The organism is Actinomadura opuntiae (assembly GCF_030283205.1).
Lineage (GTDB): Bacteria > Actinomycetota > Actinomycetes > Streptosporangiales > Streptosporangiaceae > Spirillospora.
The window spans coordinates 302759-321825 of the sequence record NZ_JASNWF010000012.1; the positions used below are offsets into that span (position 1 = coordinate 302759).

The window sequence follows — 19067 nt, forward strand, 5'->3', positions numbered from 1 at the left end:
CGTGCACCTTCACGTCGCTTCGGCGTACTCGCAGCGGTACGGGGCGGCACCGCCCGCCGCGCTGGCCGCGCGTGCGGCCGAGCTCGGCATGGAGACGCTCGCGCTGACCGACCGGGACGGGCTGTACGGCGCCGTCCGGCACGTCATGGCGTGCGACGGCGCGGGGATCGGCGCGGTCGTGGGCGCCGATCTCGGCTTCGCGGGTGGTGAGCGGGTCGTGGTGCTGGCCGAGGGGCGGACGGGGTGGCGGTCGCTGTGCCGGCTGGTCACCGCGGCGCACGCGGCCGGGGAGCGTGGGCACCCGGTGACGACGCGGGAGATGGTCGGTGCCCATGCCGACGGGCTCGTGGTCCTGCTCGGCCCCGCCTCCGACGTGGGACGGGCGATCGCGGCGCGGCGTCCGGACGTGGCGTCCCGGCTGCTGGCGCGATGGCGCGCGACCGCCGAGACGGTGATCGAGATCGTCGACCACCACGACGTGGGCGACGGGCACCGGGCGGCGCGGATGCTCGCGCTCGCCCGGGAGTCCGGGGTGCCCGCGGTGCTCGGCAATGCCGTCAGGTATCTGGAGGCGGCCGACCATCCGGTGGCGCAGGTGCTGGACGCGACGCGGCGGCTCGTCCCGCTGGACCGCCGGCACCTGGACGACCGCACCGGACACGCCTACCTGAAGTCGGAGCCGCAGATGCGCCGCGTCGCCGAGCTGGCCTGCGGCCCGGACGAGGCCGGGGCGCTGCTCGCGCAGACCCGGCGGCTGTCGGTGCGGTGCGTCCTGGATCCGGGCCGTGACCTGGGGATGGGCGCGGTGCATCTGCCCGAGGTGAGCGGTGACGCGCACGCGCGGCTCGCCGCCCGCTGCGCTGAGGGGATGGCCCGGCGCGGGCTCGGACGACGCGCGGAGGCGCGGCTCGCTGAGGAGCTGGGCGTGATCGCCCGCAAGGGGCTCGCCCCGTACTTCCTGACGGTCGCCGACGCCGCCGCGCTGATCCGGTCGCGTGGCATCCGCTGCGCGATCCGCGGCTCGGGCGCGGGCAGCCTGGTCAACTACCTGCTCGGTATCGGCGACCTCGATCCGCTCCGGCACGACCTGGTCATGGAGCGGTTCCTCGCCGACAGCCGCGAGGGGCTGCCCGACATCGATCTCGACGTCGAGTCCGCGCGGCGGCTGGAGGCGTACGAGGCCCTGTTCGACCGGTACGGCGCCGACGGCACGGCGTGCGTGTCGATGATGGAGACCTACCGGGCGCGCAGCGCGATCCGCGACGTCGGCAACGCCGTCGGGCTGCCGCCGCAGGAGATCGACGCGATCGCCAAGGCGTTCCCGCACATCCGCGCGAGCCAGATCGGCGCCGCGCTGCGCGACCTGCCGGAACTGCGGCAGAGCAACCTGTCGCAGGGGCGCCTGGAGGTGCTGTTCCGCATCGCCGAGCGGCTCGACGGCCTGCCCCGGCACATCGCCATGCACCCGTGCGGGGTGCTGCTGTCCAACGCGACGCTGCGCGACCGCGTGCCCGTCGAGCAGAGCGCGCTGGGGTTCCCGATGAGCCAGTTCGACAAGGACGACGTCGAGGCGATGGGCCTGCTGAAGCTCGACGTCATCGGCGTCCGGATGCAGTCGGCGATGGCGCACGCGGTCGCGGAGGTCGCGCGGACCACCGGCGAGGAGATCGATCTGGAGGCCGTCCCGCGCGACGACCCCGACACCTACGCGCTGATCCGCACGTCCCGCACGCTCGGCTGCTTCCAGATCGAGTCGCCCGGCCAGCGCGAGCTGATCGGCCGCCTCCAGCCGTGGAACCTCGACGATCTCGTCATCGACATCTCGCTGTTCCGCCCCGGGCCGGTCAACTCCGACATGGTGTCGCCGTTCCTGGACGCCCGCGCCGGGACCCGGGAACCCGACTACCCGCACCCCGACCTGGAACCGGTGCTGCGCGAGAGCCTCGGCGTCGTCGTCTTCCACGAGCAGGTGCTGCGGGTCTTCGACGTGATGACCGGTTGCGGCCTGTCGACGGCGGAGGCGGCGCGGCGCAGCCTGAACCACGAGCGCGGCCAGGCCGTCGTCGGCGCCTGGTTCCGCGAGCGGGCGCGGACGCGCGGCTACGACGAGCCGACCGTCGAACGGGTCTGGCGGACGCTCACCGCGTTCGGCGCGTTCGGGTTCTGCAAGGCGCACGCCGCGTCGTTCGCGCTGCCGACGTACCAGTCCGCCTGGCTGAAACGGCACCACACCGCCGCGTTCTACGCCGGCGTTCTCACCCATGACCCCGGCATGTATCCCAAGCGGGTCATCCTGGACGACGCGCGGCATTTCGGTGTGCCGATCCTGCCGCTGGACGTCAACCGGTCCGCGCGGGAGTGGCACGCCGAACCCGTCTCCGAAGGCGGCCCCACGGGGATCCGCGTCGCGTTGAACGAGGTCAGGGGCATCAGCGACGCCGAGGTCGGCACGATCGTCGGCGCGCGGCCGTACGCGTCGCTGACCGACTTCTGGCGGCGCGCCCGGGTGTCGCGCCCGACCGCCGAGCGCCTCGTCCTCGCCGGGGCGTTCGACGCGCTCTACCCGGACGAGGAGGTGCCGCGCCGTGACCTGCTCTGCCGCGTCGGCGCCCTCGACCGCGTCACCGCCCGCCGCTCCGGCCCCGCCGTGGTCGAGGGGCAGCTGCCGCTCGGCTACGAGGACGGCGACGGCGCCCTGTCCGGAGTGGAGATCGGCCTCGCCGAGCCCGTCCCGCTCGGCGAACTGCCGCCGATGACGCCCGCCGAGGTCGTCGAGGCCGAGCTGGACATTCTCGGCATGGACGTCAGCCGGCACGTCCTCGGCTTCTACGACGGGCTGCTCGACGGCCTCGGCGTCGTCCGCGCCGCCGCGCTGCCCGGCCGTCCGGGCGGATCGGACGTGCTGGTCGCCGGGGTGAAGGTCGCGACGCAGACCCCGGCCGTCCGGTCCGGGCAGCGGGTCATCTTCGCGACGCTGGACGACTCCACCGGCCCCGTCGACCTGGCGTTCTTCGAGTCGGTGCAGGAACGCTGCGCCGCGACGGTGTTCGGCTCGTGGCTGCTGGTCGTGCGGGGCCGGGTCCGGCACGCCGGCGCCCGCGCCGTCTCGATCACCGCGACGGCCTGCTGGGACCTCACGTCCCTGTTCGAGCGGTGGCGGGACGGCGGCATGGACGCCGTCCGCGCCGCCATGGCCGAGCGGGGGCCGCGGGCCCGCCCGGTCGGCCGCCGCATCGTCCAACCGACGGGATTCGCGATGTCCCCGTACTCCGACATCGCCCCGGCGGGCGGCAACCCGCCGCGCGTCCCGCTCTGGCACGCCAGCGGCGGCTCGTCCGGCCCGGCGCCGACCTAGTCGCGGACGACCTGCAACCGGGTGATCTTGAAGACGGTGGCCATGCACAGCGCGGCCGCGAGGGCCTGGAAGGCGGCCGCGGCGACGCCGACGTGCACGTCGAAGCGCGCGTCGGCGAGGGTGTCGACGCTGCCGTGGTCGAACATGCGGGAGAGCACCAGGCCGAGCAGCGCGCACCCCCACCAGCCGGCCACGACCAGGCCGGCCGCCTGCCGCTCCGCCGTCCGGTACCGGCCGCTGTTCACCCAGACCTCGTAGACCAGGCGCGGCGGCAGCCACAGGTTGACCACGGGGCAGAACCAGCCGAGCAGCACCCAGGCGCGGTGGTGGCGGTGCGGCCCCGGCGACTGCCCGTAGGCGCGCCACAGCCACGCCAGGTACAGCAGGCCGGTCACCCCCGCCATGATCGCGCCGATCAGGAACACGTCCCCGTACGGGGCGAGGGCCTTGCCGGTGGCGGACGCGTCGTAGGTGTCATGGGTCGCGTCGTGCAGCGGACGGGCCATCCTCAGCAGGCTGATCCCCGAGCCGAGCGAGACGAACGCGTCGAAGCCGAGCAGCATGAACACCGCCACCCCGACCGCGCGGAAGTCGCGGCGCCGCGCCCAGGCACCGCATGCCGGGCACCGGGCGACCTCGGACGGGATGATGTCGCCGCATAGTGCGCACGGCATGGTTTTCACCTCCGAGGGGCCCTATTTCGCGGTTCGTTGCTTCGGATACTACGTAGGTTTGACTTGGTTGGCCCGCGAAGGGTTCGCACTCGTCCGGCGGATCTTCGGCCGCGGCCCGCCGCTACCGGCCGAGGACGAGGCGTCCCGCCACATACGTCACGGCCGCGGTCAGCAGCAGCCACGCGGCCAGCCGCCGCAGGCCGCCATCGGCCACCAGCCGGGCGGGCCGGAACCCCGTCACCAGCGACAGCGACCACCACTGCGCCGCCAGCGCGATCGTCGCGTACAGCGACCCGTAGCCGATCAGCGCGAACAGCAGGACGGCGCCCGCCGGGGTGGCGGTGTGCGCGAACAGCGCGGGCCCGCGGCCCGGGCCGCGCAGGCCGCGGCGCAGCCCCGCCAGGACCACCCCCCACCCGGCGGCGCACATGATCCAGATGACCGCCACGGTCAGGGGGATGCCGTCGATCGACTCCGGTGCCAGTGCCGTTCCCCCGTAGCTCCTTCGATGCGCGCGCCCCGCTCCCCGTCCGGGGCGGTCAGGTCATCAGGCCCGACTCCCACGCCCACGCCGCGACCTCGACCCGGTTCCGCGCGCCGAGCTTGTGCATCACGCTGCCGAGGTGCGTCTTCACCGTGGACAGCGACACGAACAGCTCCGCGGCGATCTCCTCGTTCGTGCGGCCGCGCGCCACGAGCCGGACGACGTCCAGCTCCCGGTCGGTGGGCCGCTCGCCGGGCGGCGCGGGCGCGGCGGGCGGGCGTGCCAGGTGCTCCAGCAGCCGGACGGTGATCGACGGCGACACCAGCGACTCCCCGTTGGCCGCCGCGCGCACCGCCTCGAGCAGCAGCGCCGGGCCGCTGTCCTTGAGCAGGAAGCCGACCGCGCCGCCGCGCAGCGCCCCGTACACGTACTCGTCCATGTCGAACGTCGTGACGATCACCACGCGCGGCGGGTCCGCCGCGTCCGGGCCCGCGACGGCGCGGGTCGCCTCCAGCCCGTCCAGCTTCGGCATCCGGATGTCGAACAGGCACACGTCGGGACGGAGCCGGCGGGTCAGCGCGACGGCCTCGGCGCCGTCGGCGGCCTCCCCGACCACCTCCATGTCCGGCTGCGAGTCCACGATCATCCGGAACCCGGTCCGGACCATCTGCTGGTCGTCGGCGATCAGTACACGGATCGTCACGGTGCCGATTGTGTCAGCATTTCGCCGCGCGCCCGCCGCCGCACCGGGCGCCTCGGGCCTCACGTGTCGCGGGCGGGGAGGCGGGCGACTACCTCCCAGCCGCCTTCGGGGCGGGGGCCGGCGTGCAGGCGGCCGCCGAGGGCGTCCACCCGCTCGGTCAGCCCGGCCAGGCCGAAGCCCGAGGACGGCAGCCGGCGGCCCCGGCCCTGCCCGTCGTCGCGGACGCTGACCTCCACCGACCCGCCGCCCACCCGCGCGACCTCCACGTGGACGGACGCGGCGTCGGCGGCGTGCTTGCGGACGTTGGTCAGCGCCTCCTGCACGACCCGGTGCACGGACGCGGCGACCTCGGGCGGCAGCGCGCCGACGTCGGGCGCGAGCGCGAGGGTGGCGGGCGGGTGGGCGAAACCGGCGACCAGGTCGCGCAGCCGGGTGAGGTCGCCGACCGGGCGGGTCGCCGCCTCGCCCGCCCGCGCGCCGCCGCCCCCGAACGCCTCGCCGTCGGGCGCGGCGGTGTGCTGGGCGTCCCGCAGCAGCCCGACCATCTGCCGCATCGACGTCAGCGCCTCGGTGCCGGCCTTCTCGATCCCGCCGAACATGGTGTCGAGCTGCTCCGGCGACTGCGCCGCGCCCGACTGCGCCGCGAACCGCGCGGCCTGCGCCTGGACGACGATGCCGGTCACATGGTGGGCGACGAAGTCGTGCAGGTCGCGGGCCAGTTCCAGCCGCTCGTCGCGGCGCGCCGCCGCCAGCGACCGGGCCCGCCGGGCGTCCACCGCGCGCAGGTAGAGCCCGACGCCGAGGGCGACCGCGACGGTGATGCCGAGCGGCGCGGTGAACAGCAGCGCGCCCACCGGCGACCAGCGCAGCGGGATGGCCAGCACCGCGGCGCCGAGCAGCACGGTCAGCGGGACGATCCGGTCGCGGGCGGCCTTCCAGACCGTCCGCGCGATGACGATCAGCAGCCCGCCGATCTCGGCGAACACCCCGGGGTTGCTGTTGTGCAGGTCGGCCGCGGCGCAGATGCCGGCGGTGCCGGCCAGCGACAGCGCCCCGGCGGCCACCGCGGCGCGGACCAGCCACCGGCGCGGCGCGAGCGCCGCCGCGTTCGCCACCGCGGCGAAGAGGATCAGCCACAGCTGGGGCGGCTCGTGGTGCACCGCGATCAGCCCGCCCAGCAGGTACAGGAAGGCGAACCCGCCGTAGGCGGCGCGCATCAGGCAGCCGCCCACCGAGTGGATGCGGTCCAGCCCCGTTCCCGTGTCGCTCACGACTATGCAGGTTACGACCCCGAGCGGACCCCCGGATCGGCCGTTCGGCCGATGCCCGGCCCGCCCGGACCGGACGTGTGCCCGATGTGCGCGGGGCCCGGCGCGCCGCACGCTGGAGCCATGGAACCGATCTACACCCCCCTCATCGTCCTGTTCACCGTCTTCGTGATCTACGGCGGACTGGTGATCCCCGTCCGGGAGATCACCGAGTCGATCCGGGACCGGCGGTCGCGCGGCCCCTCGGAGCCGGACGCCGGGCCCGGCGCCGAGGGCGTCGAGGTCGTCGAGCTGCGGTCCGCCGGGGAGTCGCGGAGGGCCGCGGCGTGAGCGGGGCCCCGTCATCCGGGCGGCCGGAGCCCGTCCTGGCGGGACGCGGCCTGGCCAAGCGGTTCGGCACCGCCGTCGCGCTGGACGGCGTCGACCTCGCCGTCGGCCGCGCCGAGACCGTCGCGATCATGGGGCCGAGCGGCTCCGGCAAGTCCACCCTGCTGCACTGCCTCGCCGGGATCATGCGCCCGGACGCGGGGGAGGTGCACCTGCTCGGGCAGCGGATCGACGCGCTCGGCGAGCGCCGCCGCAGCGCGCTGCGCCGCACCCGGTTCGGGTTCGTCTTCCAGTTCGGGCAGCTGCTCCCCGAACTGCCCGCCGAGGAGAACGTCGCGCTCCCGCTGATGCTGAACGGGACGCCGCGCCGGGAGGCCGTCAAGGTCGCCCGGACCTGGTTCGGCCCGCTCGGGCTCGGCGGGCTGGAGGGCCGGCGTCCGGGCGAGCTGTCCGGCGGGCAGGCGCAGCGGGTGGCGATCGCCCGGGCGCTGGCGCCGCGTCCGGCGGTCGTCTTCGCCGACGAGCCGACGGGCGCGCTCGACCAGGCCACCGGCCACGAGACGATGCGGCTGCTGACCGAGGCGACCCGGCACAACGACGCCTCGCTGGTCGTGGTGACGCACGACCCGTCCGTGGCGCGCTGGTGCGACCGGACGGTCCAGGTCCGCGACGGCCGCGTGCGGCAACCGGTCCACGGAGCGGCGTGATGCGCAGGACCCTGGAGCTGACCTGGCGGTTGCTGCGCGGCGGGGGCCGACGCAACCTGCTCGGCTCGCTGCTCACCCTCGCCGCGGTGGCCGTCTCCACCGGGCTGCTGCTGTTCGCGGTCAGCGCCAACCTCGCGTTCGCGCAGCGCTCCCACGCCGATGCGTGGCGGCATCCGGGGAAGGCGGACGCGCGCCCGGTGATGGTCGAGGCCCTCGCGACCGACTACGTCCGCGGCCGGCCGATCACCGTCGTGGAACTGGCGGCGCTGAAGCCGGACGCGCCCGCCCCGCCGGGCATGCCGCGCTTCCCGAGGCCCGGCGAGACCTGGACCTCGCCCGCGCTCGCCCGTCTCATCAAGGACCTGCCCGCCGATCAGCTCGCGGGCCGCTTCCCCGCCCGCGCCGGGACGCTCGGACGCGACGCGCTGATCCACCCGGGAGAGCTCGTCGCCGTGGTCGGCCACCGCCCCGGCGATCCCGCCATGACGGCGCACCGCGACGACCTCTCCGGGGTGGAGAACACCGCCGCGCCCACCGCCATCGCGCGGTTCCCGACGGACACCGCCGCGGTTTCCAGCGTCTACCAGGCGCTCGTCGCGATCGCGTCGGTGCTGATGGTCGTGCCGCTGCTGGTGTTCGGCGGCGCCGCCGCCCGGCTGACGGTGGCGCGCCGCGACCGGCGCCTCGCCGCGCTGCGGCTGGTCGGCGCCACGCCCGGGCAGGTCGTCGCGATCACCACGGCCGAGGCCGTGCTCACCGCGGCGGCGGGCGCGCTGGCCGGGACCGTCCTGTACGCGGCGGCGATCCCCGCGCTCACCCGCATCGCGATCGCGGGCGGCGGCTGGTACGCCGCCGACCTGTGGCCGGGCGCGCCCACCGTCGCGGCGCTGCTCGCGGCGGTGCCCGTCCTGGTCGGCGCCAGCGCGGTCGCCGGGCTGCGCCGCGTCGTGGTGAGCCCGCTCGGCGTCGCCCGCCGCGAGACGCCGCCGGCGATGCGCGCCGTCCGGCTGCTGCTGCTCGCCGCGGTCGTGGTCGCGTTCGGCGCGCTGAGCGGCGGGCTGACCGGCATGGGCCGGACCGGCCTGGTGATCATGCTGCTGTTCCTCATGCTGGCCTTCGTCGCGATCAACCTCGCCGGGCCATGGGTGGTCGCGCTGATCGGCCGCGTCACCGTCGGCCTCGCGCGGAGCCCGGCGCGGCTGCTGGCCGGGCGGCGGCTGGTGGACGACCCGCGCTCGGCGTGGCGGACGGTCGCCGGCGTCGCGCTGACCGGGTTCGTCGCGGGCTTCCTCGCGCTGATGGGCACGGCGTCGCCGGGGACGAAGGCGTCCGGCGAGCTGCGGCTGACCGTCCCGCCGGCCCGGGGCGAGGCCGTCGCCGAGCAGGTCAGGGGCAGGCTCCACGGGATCGACGCGGGCGTCTCGGTGAAGCCGCCCTCCACCGAGGACCCGCCCGCGGACGCCGCCGTCCTGACCATCAGCGTCCGAGGCGGGGCGGGCGCGGTCGACGAGGCGCGCACGGCGCTCGCCGCGGCGGTCCCCGGCCGGGTCGCCACCACCACGGCCGACCAGGACAGGGCCCAGGACCGGCTGCTGGGCGACCTGCGGACGGGCGCCCTCACCGTGCTGGTCGTGTCCTTCCTCATCGCGATCACCAGCGCGGGCATCACCGGCGCGTCGGCGGTGCTCGACCGGCGGCAGGCGTACGCGATGCTGCGCCTGGCGGGCACCCCGCTGCGGGTGCTGGACCGGGCCCGGCGGCAGGAGACGCTGATCCCGCTCGTGGTGATGGGCGGCGGCTCGCTGGCGACCGGCCTGTTCTTCGCCTCCCCGTTCGCGATCGGGTTCGGCGCGTCCGGGGCGGTGACGCTCGCCGCGTTCGTGGCGCTCGGCTTCGGCGGGATCCTCGGCGCGTCCGCGCTGAGCCGCCCGCTGCTCCGCGCCGTCACCACCGACCCCGCGCCGACCCCGGACTAGCCGAATATCCGTTCGAAAAATGTCCGAGGCGCTGCGTAGGTTGGGATGTGATTTAGGGGACAACCTGGGGCAACCGGGAACAGCCGCCGAACCGCGTGGCTTGTGCCTACGTACCTAGGGGTATGTGTCAACCGGCGGCCGTCGCACAGGCGCGGGGCCGCCGGGTCAAGGAATGAGGGGTGTCGACAGTGAGCGAAGCGACCGGCACATTCCATCTCACCCACCCGCGGCTGGACGGGCCCGCCGAGCGGACCGTCGTGCAGCCGTGGCTCACCGAACTCACCCACGCGACGCTGAACGCCTACGCCGAGATCACCCCGGCGCTGGCCGTGCTCGAGCCGCTGCCCGCCCCGCCCCCGGCGCCCGTCCCGGCGGTGCCCGCCGCGCGGCGCGTCGCCCTGGCGGCCTGACCGGCGGACCGACGCACAAGGCGGCCCGAGGATTCGGGGCGGCCGCCTGACAGACGGGCTCCGAGAGGGGGCCGGGACCAGCGCGTCTCGGCCCCCTCTCGCATGTCCGGCCTCTGTCGTCTCATATCATGAGATTCAGTTCTCAGATTATGAGAAGCCGGCGTAGGGTGCAGGCACCGTCAGAGAGGGGATCCCGATGCCCGCGAACGCGACCTACACCCATGGCCACCACGCGAGCGTGCTGAGCTCGCACCAGTGGCGCACCGTCGAGAACTCCGCCGCCTACCTGATCCCGCACCTGCGCGCTGGGATGTCGGTGCTGGACGTCGGCTGCGGCCCGGGCACCATCACCGCCGGGATGGCCGAGCGGGTCGCGCCCGGACGCGTCGTCGCCGCCGACGCCGCCGAGGTCGTGCTGGCCGAGGCGCGCAGGACCGTGGCCGCCAGGGGCGTCTCCAACGTCGAGTTCGCCGTCGCCGACATCCACGCCCTGGACTTCCCCGACGACACCTTCGACGTCGTCCACGCCCACCAGGTCCTGCAGCACATCGCCGACCCCGTCCGGGCGCTGGCCGAGATGCGCCGCGTCACCAGGCCCGGCGGGATCGTGGCGGCCCGCGACGCCGACTTCGGCTCCATGATCTGGTACCCGCAGCCCGAGGCCATGGCCCCCTGGCTGCCCATCTACTACGAGGTGGCGCGCGGCAACGGCGGCGAGCCGGACGGCGGCCGGCGCCTGGTCTCCTGGGCGCGGCGGGCCGGGTTCACCGACGTCACCGCGTCCGCGTCGTCCTGGTGCTACGCCACGCCCGAAGAGCGCGAGTGGTGGAGCGAGTCGTGGGGCGGCCGGATGCGCGACTCGTCCGTCGCCGACAAGGCCGTCGCCGGCGGTTACGCCACCCGCGACGAGCTGCAGCGCGTCTACGAGGGCTGGAAGGAGTGGGCCGCCGCCGAGGACGGCTGGTACTCCGTCACCCACGGCGAGATCATCTGCCGCGCCTGAGCCGCCCCGGGTCCCAGTCAGGACCGTCCGTCGAGGAACTCCTCGGCCAGCCCGCGGGCGAAACGGGCGTCGGTGCCGGGGATCGAGAAGACGACCCGGAAGTACAGCGGAGCCACCACCCGGTCGGTGATCTGCTCGACGGACGGCAGGCCCGTCTCGCCGTTCTCCCGGGCGGCGGCGAGGATCGCCTCCAGGTCCCCGGTCACCTGCCGCAGGCATTCGCGCAGGCCCGCCTTGCGCTCGTCCAGATCGGCCGCGACCTCGGCGCGGAAGAACGCGATGCCGCCCGGACGCGACAGATGCGCCAGGTCCCACTCGGCGTAGGCCGCCAGGTCGGCGCGCAGGTCGCCGGTCGGCGCGGGCGGGGCGTCGGCGTCCAGCTCCTTGGCCGCCACCTCCGCCAGCAGCGCGGGCACCGTGCCCCAGCGCCGGTAGACCGTCGTCGGGTTGACCCCCGCGCGCGAGGCCACCAGCGGGATCGTGACGCGGTCGGCGCCGCGCTCGCAGATCAGCTCGGTGACCGCGCGGTGCACCGCGTCGCGGACGCGGGCGCTGCGCCCACCGGGCCGCGCGGAGGCGGGACGGGTGGCGGTACTCATACCGACCAGGTTAACGCAATATTCTTTGCTTTAGCGTCCCGAGGCGAGTACCGTCTCTTAAAGCCAACATCTTTGCTTTAGGAGTGCTCGTGACCACCGCCCTCCCGGCCGCCCCGCCCGCCGCGGGCCCGCGCACCCGCCGGCTGCCCCGCGCCGCCGCGTTCTGGACCCTCGCCGCCACCCTGCTGGCGTTCATGGCCGCGGCCGCCGCACCGTCCCCCCTCTACGTCGTCTACCAGGCCGAATGGAAGTTCTCGGCCACCACGCTCACCGTCGTCTTCGCCGTCTACGCGCTCGCGCTGCTGGTCGCCCTGGTCACCGTCGGCGGCCTGTCCGACCACGTCGGCCGCCGCCCCGTGCTCGCCGCCGCACTGATCGCCCAGGTCGCCGCGATGCTGCTGTTCGTCACCGCGGACGGCGTCGGCTGGCTCGTCGCCGCCCGCGTCCTGCAGGGCCTCGCGACCGGCACCGCCACCGGCGCGATCAGCGCCGGCCTGGTCGACCTGCAGCCCCCGCACGACCAGCGCCTCGCGTCCCTGGTCAACAGCGCCACCCCCGGCATCGGCCTCGGCGCCGGGGCCCTCGGCTCCGGACTGCTCGTCCAGTACGCGCCCGCGCCGACCACCCTCGTCTACTGGCTGCTCGCCGCGCTGTGCGCCCTCGCCGTCGCCGGCATCGCGGCCATGCCGGAGACCGCCGCCCGCCGCCCCGGAGCCCTGGCCTCGCTGCGCCCGCAGGTCAGCGTCCCGCGCGGCGCCCGTGGAACGTTCCTGCTGGTCGTCCCGAGCCTGATCGCCACCTGGGGCGTCGTCGGCCTCTACATGTCCCTCGGCCCCTCGCTGGCCGCCGGCGTCCTCGGCGTCCGCAGCCACCTGGTCGGCGGCCTGGTCGTCTTCGCGCTGATGGCCTCCAGCGCCACCGCCGTCATCGCGACCGGCCCCCGGCGCCCCCGCCCGATGATGATCGGCGGCTCCCTCGTCCTCGCGACCGGCCTCGCCCTCACCCTGACCGCGCTCGCCACCGCGTCCACGCCGCTGTTCTTCACCGCCACCGTGGTCTCCGGCCTCGGCTTCGGCGCCGCGTTCCTCGGCGCCTTCCGCATCGCCGCGACCCTCGCCGAACCGGCCCGCCGCGCCGCCCTCTTCGCGACCGTCTACACCCTCAGCTACCTGGCCTTCAGCCTGCCCGCCGTCGCCGCCGGCTTCGCCACCACCCATATCGGCCTGCGCGAGACCGCCGACATCTACGGCGGCGCGGTGATCGTCCTGGCCCTGCTGGCCGCCGGCGGCCTGCTGCTCAGACGCTCCAGCGCCGGAAGCCCCCCTCAGAGTTGATCACCTGCCCGGTGATCCACCGCCCCTCGTCCGACACCAGCCACCGCACCAGCCGCGCCACGTCGTCCGGTTGGCCCCACCGCCCGAACGGCAGCGCCGCGGCGATGCTCTCGGCCAGCGGGGCGTCCGCCCACCCGGTGTCCACCGGCCCCGGATTGACCGCGTTGACCGTGATGCCCCGGTCGGCCAGCACATCGGCCAGCGTCAGCGTCATCTGATGGATCGCGCCCTTGCTCACCGCGTACGGGATCTCCCGCCCCATCGGCCCGAGATGCTGCCCCGAGGTGAACAGCACAATCCGCCCGCCCGGCCGCGCGTCGTCGTGGACCTCCGCGAACGCCCGGGCGAGCAGCACGCTCGCCCGGGCGTTCACCGCCCAGCAGTGGTCCAGTTCGTCGGCCGTGACCTCGTCCAACGCCTGCTCGGCACTGCGCGCGTGGTTCGCCACCACCACGTCGACCGCCCCGAACACCTCCACCGCCCGCTGGACGACCCGCCCCGGCGCGTCCGCCTCGGCGAAATCCGCCGCGACGTAAGCCAGCCGGGGCCCCAGCCCCCCGAGCGCCTCCAGCACACCTTCCACCGGCTCGGCGCCCCACGGCTGCTCCTCGTCGTGCGGCGTCCACGACTGCACCAGCACACTCGCCCCGGCCGCCAACAACTCCCGCGCCACCGCGAACCCGATCCCGGCCCGCCGCCCAACCCCCGTAACAACCCCGACCCGCCCCGCCAAAACCCCACTCATCCAGCCACTCTAGATCCCAACACGAAACCGGCCCCGCCCAAAGAGGACGGGGCCGGCAAGTGCGTCAGTCGAATAGTTGTTCGGCGTGATCGATGACGAGAGCGCGCTCGGCCCAGCGCTCGAGCTGCTCGGTGTCGGTGCACTCGGCGATTCGGTCGCGAACGTCGTTGGGGACGGGGACGTCCCGCTTCTCGAGGATGAGGAGCAGCAGCCTGGCCGCTTCCTCGGTGCGGCCTTCGGCGATGTGGGTTTTGGCGAAGTCTGACTGCCACTCGTAGCCGGCGGTCTTCACGGTGTCCTCCAGGAGCTTGCGGGCAGCGTCAGAGAGCAGCGTCCTCAGGTAGTCATGGTACAGAGGGCCGGTGTCTCCGGTGAGCGTGTCGATGGCCGCCGCGACGGCGCTGACCACGGCGGATGCGTGCGGGCCGTCGGCGTGCGCGGGCGCGCTGAGGACGGCCAGTTCGGGTATGCGGACGGCTTCGGCGGGGTCGGTGATCGGGGGGAGCATGCCGGGGTGGACGGTCAGGGGCCGCAGCACCCAGTCGGGGTGGCCCATGTCGATGGGGGCGGCGCACCGGCGGGCGCTGTTCTGGTCCGGGCACAGGACGAGCAGGGTCGCCCCGCACTTGTGGCGTAGCCGGAGCAGTGCGATGTAGGCGGGCCAGCTGTACTGCTTGCCCTCATCGAACCGCTGCTGTGACTCCACGACCACGCCGTGAGCGGGCTTTTCCGGGGCGTCGAACAGGACGGTGGCGTCGCAGCGCAATTCGGCGGGGTTCAGGTCGGCGAAGGACTCGGACGTGAGGCTGGGTTCGCCGAGGATGTCCAGGTCGAAGACGGTCCGCAGGATCGTGGGGACGAGCTCGGGCCGGTTGCGGACCATCTCCAGCGGGAGCTCGTGTGCACTCGTTGGCATGGAACGCAAACTAAGGGTAATCGAACAGTTGCGCGCTGCTCATGGTCTCGAATGGTTATTCGAGACCATGAGCAGCGCGGCGGGTGGCTAGAACGGGCCGGTGAGGTCGCCTAGTTTGTCTGTTAGTTGGAGGTTGTGGGAGTAGTCCACCGGGACGGTGATGACGGACACGGTGTCCTCGGCGAGGGCCTTGCGGAGGGTGGGGAGCAGCTCGCCGGCCGATTCGACGCGGTAGCCGCGGGCGCCGAAGCTCTCGGCGTAGGTGACGAAGTCGGGGTTGCCGAACTTGATGTGGGAACTGGTGCCGATGTCGAAATCCATCTTCCACTCGATCAGGCCGTAGGCGGAGTCGTCCCAGATCAGGACGGTGATCGGGACGTTCTCGCGGACGGCGGTCTCCAGTTCCTGGGAGTTCATCAGGAACGCGCCGTCGCCGGTGGCGGCGAGGACCCGGCGGTCGGGGTGGGCGAGCTTGGCGGCGATGGCGCCGGGGACGGCGAAGCCCATGGACGACAGGCCGTTGGAGACCAGCAGGGTGTTCGGCTCGTACGTCGGGTACATGCGGGCCATCCACATCTTCACCGCGCCGGTGTCGGCGAGCACGATGTCGCTGCGGCCCATGGCGGCGCGGACGTCGGCGACGATGCGGCGGGGCGAGAGCGGGAAGCCGTCCTCGGTGGCGCCCTCGGCGAGCTCGTCGCGCATCATCCGGCGGATCTTCTCGCCGGTGCCGCCCACGTCCCAGCGGCGGTGGACGCTGCCGGCGAGGGCGCGCAGGGTCCGGGAGATGTCGCCCTGGATGCCGACGGTGACGGGGTAGTGGTCGTCGACCTCGGCGGGCGACTGGTGGATGTGGATGATCTTCTTGTCGGCGTTCGGGTTGATCTTGACGGGGTCGAACTCCTGCAGCTCGTAGCCGACGGCGATGAGGACGTCCGCCTCGTCGAAGCCGAAGTTGACGTAGTCGTGCCGCATGAAGCCGACGGCGCCGAGCGCGTTGCGGTGGTCGTCGGGGAAGACGCCCTTGCCGTTGAAGGTGGTGGCGACGGGCAGGCCGAGCTGCTCGGAGAAGTGGACCAGCGCCTCGCTCGCGCGGTCGCGGGTGGCGCCGTGCCCGGCCAGCACGATCGGCTGCCGGGCGAGCGCGATCACGTCGGCGGCGCGGGCGATCTGCGAGGGCGACGGCTCCTGCGGCCGGACGATGTTGAGCGGCAGCGGCTTCAGCGCGTCGGAGACCTTCGCCGACTCGACGTCCTCGGGGATCGCCAGGTAGACGGCGCCGGGACGCTCGGTCTGCGCGGTCTTGAACGCCTTGCGGACCATCTCCGGCAGCGCCTCGGCGGTCGGCGCCAGCTCCGCCCACTTGGTGATCGGGCGGAACAGCGACACCAGGTCGACGATCTGGTGCGACTCCTTGTAGATGCGGTCGAGGCCGACCTGCGCGGAGATCGCGACGACGGGGGTGCTGTTGGTGGTGGCGTCGGCGACGCCGAGCTGAAGGTTGATCGCGCCGGGGCCGAGCGTCGCGGAGGCCACGCCCGCCTTCCCGGTGAGCCGGCCGTAGATCTCGGCCATGAACGCGGCGCCCTGCTCGTGGCGGACGAGGACGTAGCGGATCGAGGAGTCGTTCAGGGCGTGGACGAAGTGGATGTTCTCCTCGCCGGGTATGCCGAACACGTACTCGACGCCTTCGGCCTCCAGGGTCCGGACGAGCAGCCGGGCGGCGTCTTGCTGCGTGGACATCGTGTGTCCCATCTCCAGTCTCTGATCTCCGGGTGCCTTCGGTGCAGCGCCCGGTCCACCGCCTCCATTCCATCGCGCCCTGTGTGATCGCTTACGGGGGACCCCCGCCCGGACATGGGGAGGGGCGGCCCGGCGTGCGCCGGACCGCCCCTCCCCATGCCCCGGTGACTCGGGTGGCCTGATCACGAACGTAGGACCCGCTCCGTGACGGCGGGAACTTTCCCGCCCGTGATAATCCTGGGCGAAAAGGTACGGACGGCTTGCTCAGCCGTCCACCATCTCCTTGATCGCGCGCAGCGTCGGCTCGTCCTTCACCCCGGCGATGAGCACGGTGGTGACCGGGCTGTCGCGCCACAGCCGGAGCCGCTCCTTGATGCGGCCGAGGGGGCCGAGCAGCGAGATCGAGTCGGCCAGCTCGTCGGGGACGGCCTTGATCGCCTCGGCGCGGCGGCCGTCCAGGAACAGCTCCTGCACGCGCTGCGCCTGTTCGGCGAAGCCGAGCCGGCCGATGAGGTCGAGGTGGAAGTTGCGGTCCTTGGCGCCCATGCCGCCGATGTAGAAGGCGAGGGGGATCTTGGCGAACTCCAGCGCGGAGGCCAGGTCGTCGGTGACGATCGTGGTGACGGTCGCGGCGATCTCGAAGCCGTCCGGACGGCCGGCCAGCGACGCCCCGAACACCGGCTCGATCTGCTCGGGGTCGACGAACAGCGGCAGCCAGCCCTGCGCGACCTCGGTGGACAGCGCGACGTTCTTCGGCCCCTCCGCGCCCAGGTAGACGGGGATCTCCGGGCGGAGCGGGTGGACGATCGACTTCAGCGGCTTGCCGAGGCCCGCGCCGCCCGGGTACGGCAGCGGGTAGTGCGGGCCCTCGCTGGTCACCGGCTCCTCGCGGCGCCACACCTGCCGGACGATGTCGAGGTACTCGCGGGTGCGGGCGAGCGGCTTCGGGAACGGCTGCCCGTACCAGCCCTCCACGACCTGCGGGCCGGACGCGCCGAGGCCGAGGATCACCCGGCCGCCGGACAGCGCGTCGAGGGTCAGCGCGTGCATCGCGGTGGCGGCGGGCGTGCGCGCCGACATCTGCACCACGGCCGTGCCCAGTTTGATCCGGGACGTCCGGGCGGCGTACCAGGCCAGCGGGGTGAAGGCGTCGGAGCCGTAGGCCTCGGCGGTGAAGACCGAGTCGTATCCGCAGCGCTCGGCGGCCAGGACCGTCTCGGTCTGGTCGTCGGGCTCGCGCTGCCAGTAGCCGACGTTGATGCCGAGCTTGAGTTCCGCGGTCACGATGCCACCCTCCGGTCGCCGGGGCACGCGCCGCCGGGCCGGTGGCGCACGGCGATACTAGAACACGTTCTATTTTCCCGGAAGGGCGGGTGCCGGGAGGGCGGCCGAGCACGGCAGAGGGCCGCGGCGCTGCGCCGCGGCCCTCCGTGCGCGTCGTGCTCAGACCTCCCGGATGGAGTCGAGGAGGGCCTGCCATGCGTGCGGCGTCAGCACCAGGGCCGGGCCGCCGGGGTCCTTCGAATCGCGAACAGCGCGCAGATCGCTGGAGAGGGGGGCCACCTCGACGCACTGGTCGCCGCTCCCGCTGTGGGAGGACGTGCGCCAGGCGGCTCCGTTGAGTTCGCGCTGCAGGTGGGTCACGGGCTGCTCCTTGCTGCCTCGGCTATGAGGTGCGCGGAATCCTCGGGGGACAGGGCGGCCGCCTCGATCCGATCGAAGCGGTCCCTATGTTTTGCTATTGCCTCGCTGCTCTCAAGGTAAACGTCACCCATGGTCCCCTCTACGTAGGCGATATCGGGGTCGGCGGGGTCCGGATACGACAATATGGTGAAACGTCCGTCAAGGCCCGCATGGCCCCCCTCTGTATAGGGGAGTACCTGAACGGTCACCGTTGGGCGCTTCATCGCCTCCACCAGGTGCGCCATCTGCGCGCGCCACACCTCCGGGCCGCCGATCGGCCGGTGCAGCACGGCCTCGTCGAAGATCACCTGCAGCCGGGGCGCGCTGTCGCGGTCGAGCAGCGCCTGGCGGATCTTGCGGGCGGCGATCCGGCGCTCGACGTCCTCCGGCGCCGGCAGCAGGCGGCCCGCCCCGATGACGGCGCGGGAGTAGTCCTCGGTCTGCAGCAGCCCGTGGATGAGCTGCGGGTCCCAGGTGCGGATGTGCGACGCCTCGTCCTCCAGCGCGACGTAGCTGCCCGCGAAGACGTCCTGGTAGGCGGTCCACCAACCGCGCTGCCCGGCCTGCCGGGCGAGCGTGATCAGCGCGTCGCGGTCCGGGCTCGGCACGCCGTAGAGGTCGAGGATGTCGGCGATGTCACCGGGTCGCGGACGGGTCTGGCTGGTCTCCAGACGGGACACGGTGGCCCGGGACCAGTCGAGCCGGTCGGCCACCTCCTGCAGGGTCAGGCCCTGCTCCTCCCGCAGCTTGCGGAGCTCCCGCGCCAGACGGCGACCACGAACGGTGGGGCGGTAGGTCATGGGAGCGAAGTCTCGCCGCTCCGGCCCCGCGCCACAACGCGATTGACGAACCCGGCACGAAGGGCGGGGCAATTCCCTGAAGGCGCTTGCGAACGTGAGAATCTCACGAGAGTCTTGAATGCGTGACTGCTCGGGAACCCATAGTGACGGCGATCGGACCGCGCGCCCGGGCAGGCGGCCCGCGGGAGGCACTCGTGAAGACCCCGCCTGAGACCACCGACGCGAGCCCGTGCGGAACGCGGCACACCGCCGGGCCGCGCGCCGAGCACGACCGCGCGGCCGCGGCGGCCGGCCCGGTCGCCGGCCCGGTCGCCGGCCCGGCGCCGCCCGGCCCCGGCCC

18 protein-coding genes are annotated in these 19067 nt (G+C 73.8%); 7 read left to right on the top strand and 11 right to left on the bottom strand.

What is annotated here, in order from left to right; translation table 11 throughout:
- Position 1: 1 nt before the first annotated feature.
- A complete protein-coding gene (locus QP089_RS26745) occupies positions 2-3355 on the top strand; it encodes a DNA polymerase III subunit alpha (protein ID WP_285914968.1) in 3354 nt (1117 codons plus the stop codon).
- On the opposite strand, the gene QP089_RS26750 is transcribed toward QP089_RS26745, so the two are convergent.
- The 4 genes from QP089_RS26750 to QP089_RS26765 form a co-directional block, all read right to left on the bottom strand.
- Positions 3352-4029 (bottom strand): DUF4328 domain-containing protein, encoded by a 678-nt coding sequence (locus QP089_RS26750; protein WP_285914969.1) that lies wholly within the window; start codon positions 4027-4029, stop codon positions 3352-3354. The genes QP089_RS26745 and QP089_RS26750 overlap by 4 nt on opposite strands.
- A gap of 121 nt (positions 4030-4150) precedes the next feature.
- Positions 4151-4477, bottom strand: a complete 327-nt coding sequence (locus tag QP089_RS26755; protein ID WP_285914970.1) for a hypothetical protein — start codon at positions 4475-4477, stop codon at positions 4151-4153.
- A 91-nt stretch (positions 4478-4568) separates the two neighbouring features.
- Complete coding sequence (locus tag QP089_RS26760; RefSeq protein ID WP_285914972.1) at positions 4569-5216, bottom strand: response regulator; 648 nt, start codon at positions 5214-5216, stop codon at positions 4569-4571.
- Positions 5217-5275: 59 nt separating this feature from the next.
- Positions 5276-6487 carry a sensor histidine kinase gene (locus QP089_RS26765; RefSeq protein WP_285914974.1) on the bottom strand — a complete coding sequence of 404 codons (1212 nt, stop codon included), beginning with the start codon at positions 6485-6487 and terminating at the stop codon, positions 5276-5278.
- A gap of 120 nt (positions 6488-6607) precedes the next feature.
- Here QP089_RS26765 and QP089_RS26770 point away from each other — a divergent pair, with 120 nt between their 5' ends.
- From QP089_RS26770 to QP089_RS26790, 5 genes are all read left to right on the top strand, one after another.
- Complete coding sequence (locus QP089_RS26770; protein WP_285914976.1) at positions 6608-6814, top strand: hypothetical protein; 207 nt, start codon at positions 6608-6610, stop codon at positions 6812-6814.
- A complete protein-coding gene (locus QP089_RS26775) occupies positions 6811-7518 on the top strand; it encodes an ABC transporter ATP-binding protein (protein ID WP_285914977.1) in 708 nt (235 codons plus the stop codon). The genes QP089_RS26770 and QP089_RS26775 overlap by 4 nt, the downstream gene beginning before the upstream one ends.
- Entirely contained in the window at positions 7518-9494 is a 1977-nt protein-coding gene (locus tag QP089_RS26780) for an FtsX-like permease family protein (protein WP_285914978.1), read from the top strand. Before QP089_RS26775 ends, QP089_RS26780 begins: the two co-directional genes overlap by 1 nt.
- 188 nt (positions 9495-9682) lie before the next feature.
- Entirely contained in the window at positions 9683-9904 is a 222-nt protein-coding gene (locus tag QP089_RS26785) for a hypothetical protein (protein ID WP_285914980.1), read from the top strand.
- Between the two features lie 196 nt (positions 9905-10100).
- Positions 10101-10907: a methyltransferase domain-containing protein gene (locus QP089_RS26790; RefSeq protein ID WP_285914982.1), complete on the top strand. Its 807-nt coding sequence runs from the start codon at positions 10101-10103 to the stop codon at positions 10905-10907.
- 17 nt (positions 10908-10924) lie between these two features.
- On the opposite strand, the gene QP089_RS26795 is transcribed toward QP089_RS26790, so the two are convergent.
- A complete protein-coding gene (locus QP089_RS26795; protein WP_285914983.1) occupies positions 10925-11506 on the bottom strand; it encodes a TetR/AcrR family transcriptional regulator in 582 nt (193 codons plus the stop codon).
- An 89-nt stretch (positions 11507-11595) separates the two neighbouring features.
- On the opposite strand from QP089_RS26795, the gene QP089_RS26800 reads away from it, so the two are divergent.
- Positions 11596-12840, top strand: coding sequence for an MFS transporter (locus QP089_RS26800; protein WP_285914984.1), 1245 nt, complete (start codon positions 11596-11598; stop codon positions 12838-12840).
- Here QP089_RS26800 and QP089_RS26805 read toward each other — a convergent pair.
- The 6 genes from QP089_RS26805 to QP089_RS26830 all read right to left on the bottom strand — a co-directional run bounded on the left by QP089_RS26805 (position 12803) and on the right by QP089_RS26830 (position 18727).
- Positions 12803-13585, bottom strand: coding sequence for an SDR family oxidoreductase (locus tag QP089_RS26805; protein ID WP_285914985.1), 783 nt, complete (start codon positions 13583-13585; stop codon positions 12803-12805). The two genes, QP089_RS26800 and QP089_RS26805, sit on opposite strands and share 38 nt — an antisense overlap.
- A gap of 64 nt (positions 13586-13649) precedes the next feature.
- Positions 13650-14501 (bottom strand): hypothetical protein, encoded by an 852-nt coding sequence (locus tag QP089_RS26810; protein WP_285914986.1) that lies wholly within the window; start codon positions 14499-14501, stop codon positions 13650-13652.
- An 87-nt stretch (positions 14502-14588) separates the two neighbouring features.
- Positions 14589-16244, bottom strand: coding sequence for an acetolactate synthase large subunit (locus QP089_RS26815; protein WP_285914988.1), 1656 nt, complete (start codon positions 16242-16244; stop codon positions 14589-14591).
- Positions 16245-16508: 264 nt separating this feature from the next.
- Entirely contained in the window at positions 16509-17528 is a 1020-nt protein-coding gene (locus tag QP089_RS26820; RefSeq protein ID WP_285914991.1) for an LLM class F420-dependent oxidoreductase, read from the bottom strand.
- A gap of 159 nt (positions 17529-17687) precedes the next feature.
- Positions 17688-17888, bottom strand: a complete 201-nt coding sequence (locus QP089_RS26825; protein WP_285914992.1) for a DUF397 domain-containing protein — start codon at positions 17886-17888, stop codon at positions 17688-17690.
- Positions 17885-18727, bottom strand: a complete 843-nt coding sequence (locus QP089_RS26830; protein ID WP_285914994.1) for a helix-turn-helix domain-containing protein — start codon at positions 18725-18727, stop codon at positions 17885-17887. The genes QP089_RS26825 and QP089_RS26830 overlap by 4 nt, the downstream gene beginning before the upstream one ends.
- Between the last annotated feature and the right edge of the window lie 340 nt (positions 18728-19067).

Bases quoted from the DNA above. Each gene is read 5' to 3' on its own strand.
- QP089_RS26750 (WP_285914969.1), bottom strand. From the start codon at position 4,029: ATGCCGTGCGCACTATGCGGCGACATCATCCCGTCCGAGGTCGCCCGG.
- QP089_RS26770 (WP_285914976.1), top strand. From the start codon at position 6,608: ATGGAACCGATCTACACCCCCCTCATCGTCCTGTTCACCGTCTTCGTG.
- QP089_RS26780 (WP_285914978.1), top strand. From the start codon at position 7,518: ATGCGCAGGACCCTGGAGCTGACCTGGCGGTTGCTGCGCGGCGGGGGC.
- QP089_RS26790 (WP_285914982.1), top strand. From the start codon at position 10,101: ATGCCCGCGAACGCGACCTACACCCATGGCCACCACGCGAGCGTGCTG.
- QP089_RS26795 (WP_285914983.1), bottom strand. From the start codon at position 11,506: ATGAGTACCGCCACCCGTCCCGCCTCCGCGCGGCCCGGTGGGCGCAGC.
- QP089_RS26805 (WP_285914985.1), bottom strand. From the start codon at position 13,585: ATGAGTGGGGTTTTGGCGGGGCGGGTCGGGGTTGTTACGGGGGTTGGG.
- QP089_RS26810 (WP_285914986.1), bottom strand. From the start codon at position 14,501: ATGCCAACGAGTGCACACGAGCTCCCGCTGGAGATGGTCCGCAACCGG.
- QP089_RS26815 (WP_285914988.1), bottom strand. From the start codon at position 16,244: ATGTCCACGCAGCAAGACGCCGCCCGGCTGCTCGTCCGGACCCTGGAG.
- QP089_RS26830 (WP_285914994.1), bottom strand. From the start codon at position 18,727: ATGACCTACCGCCCCACCGTTCGTGGTCGCCGTCTGGCGCGGGAGCTC.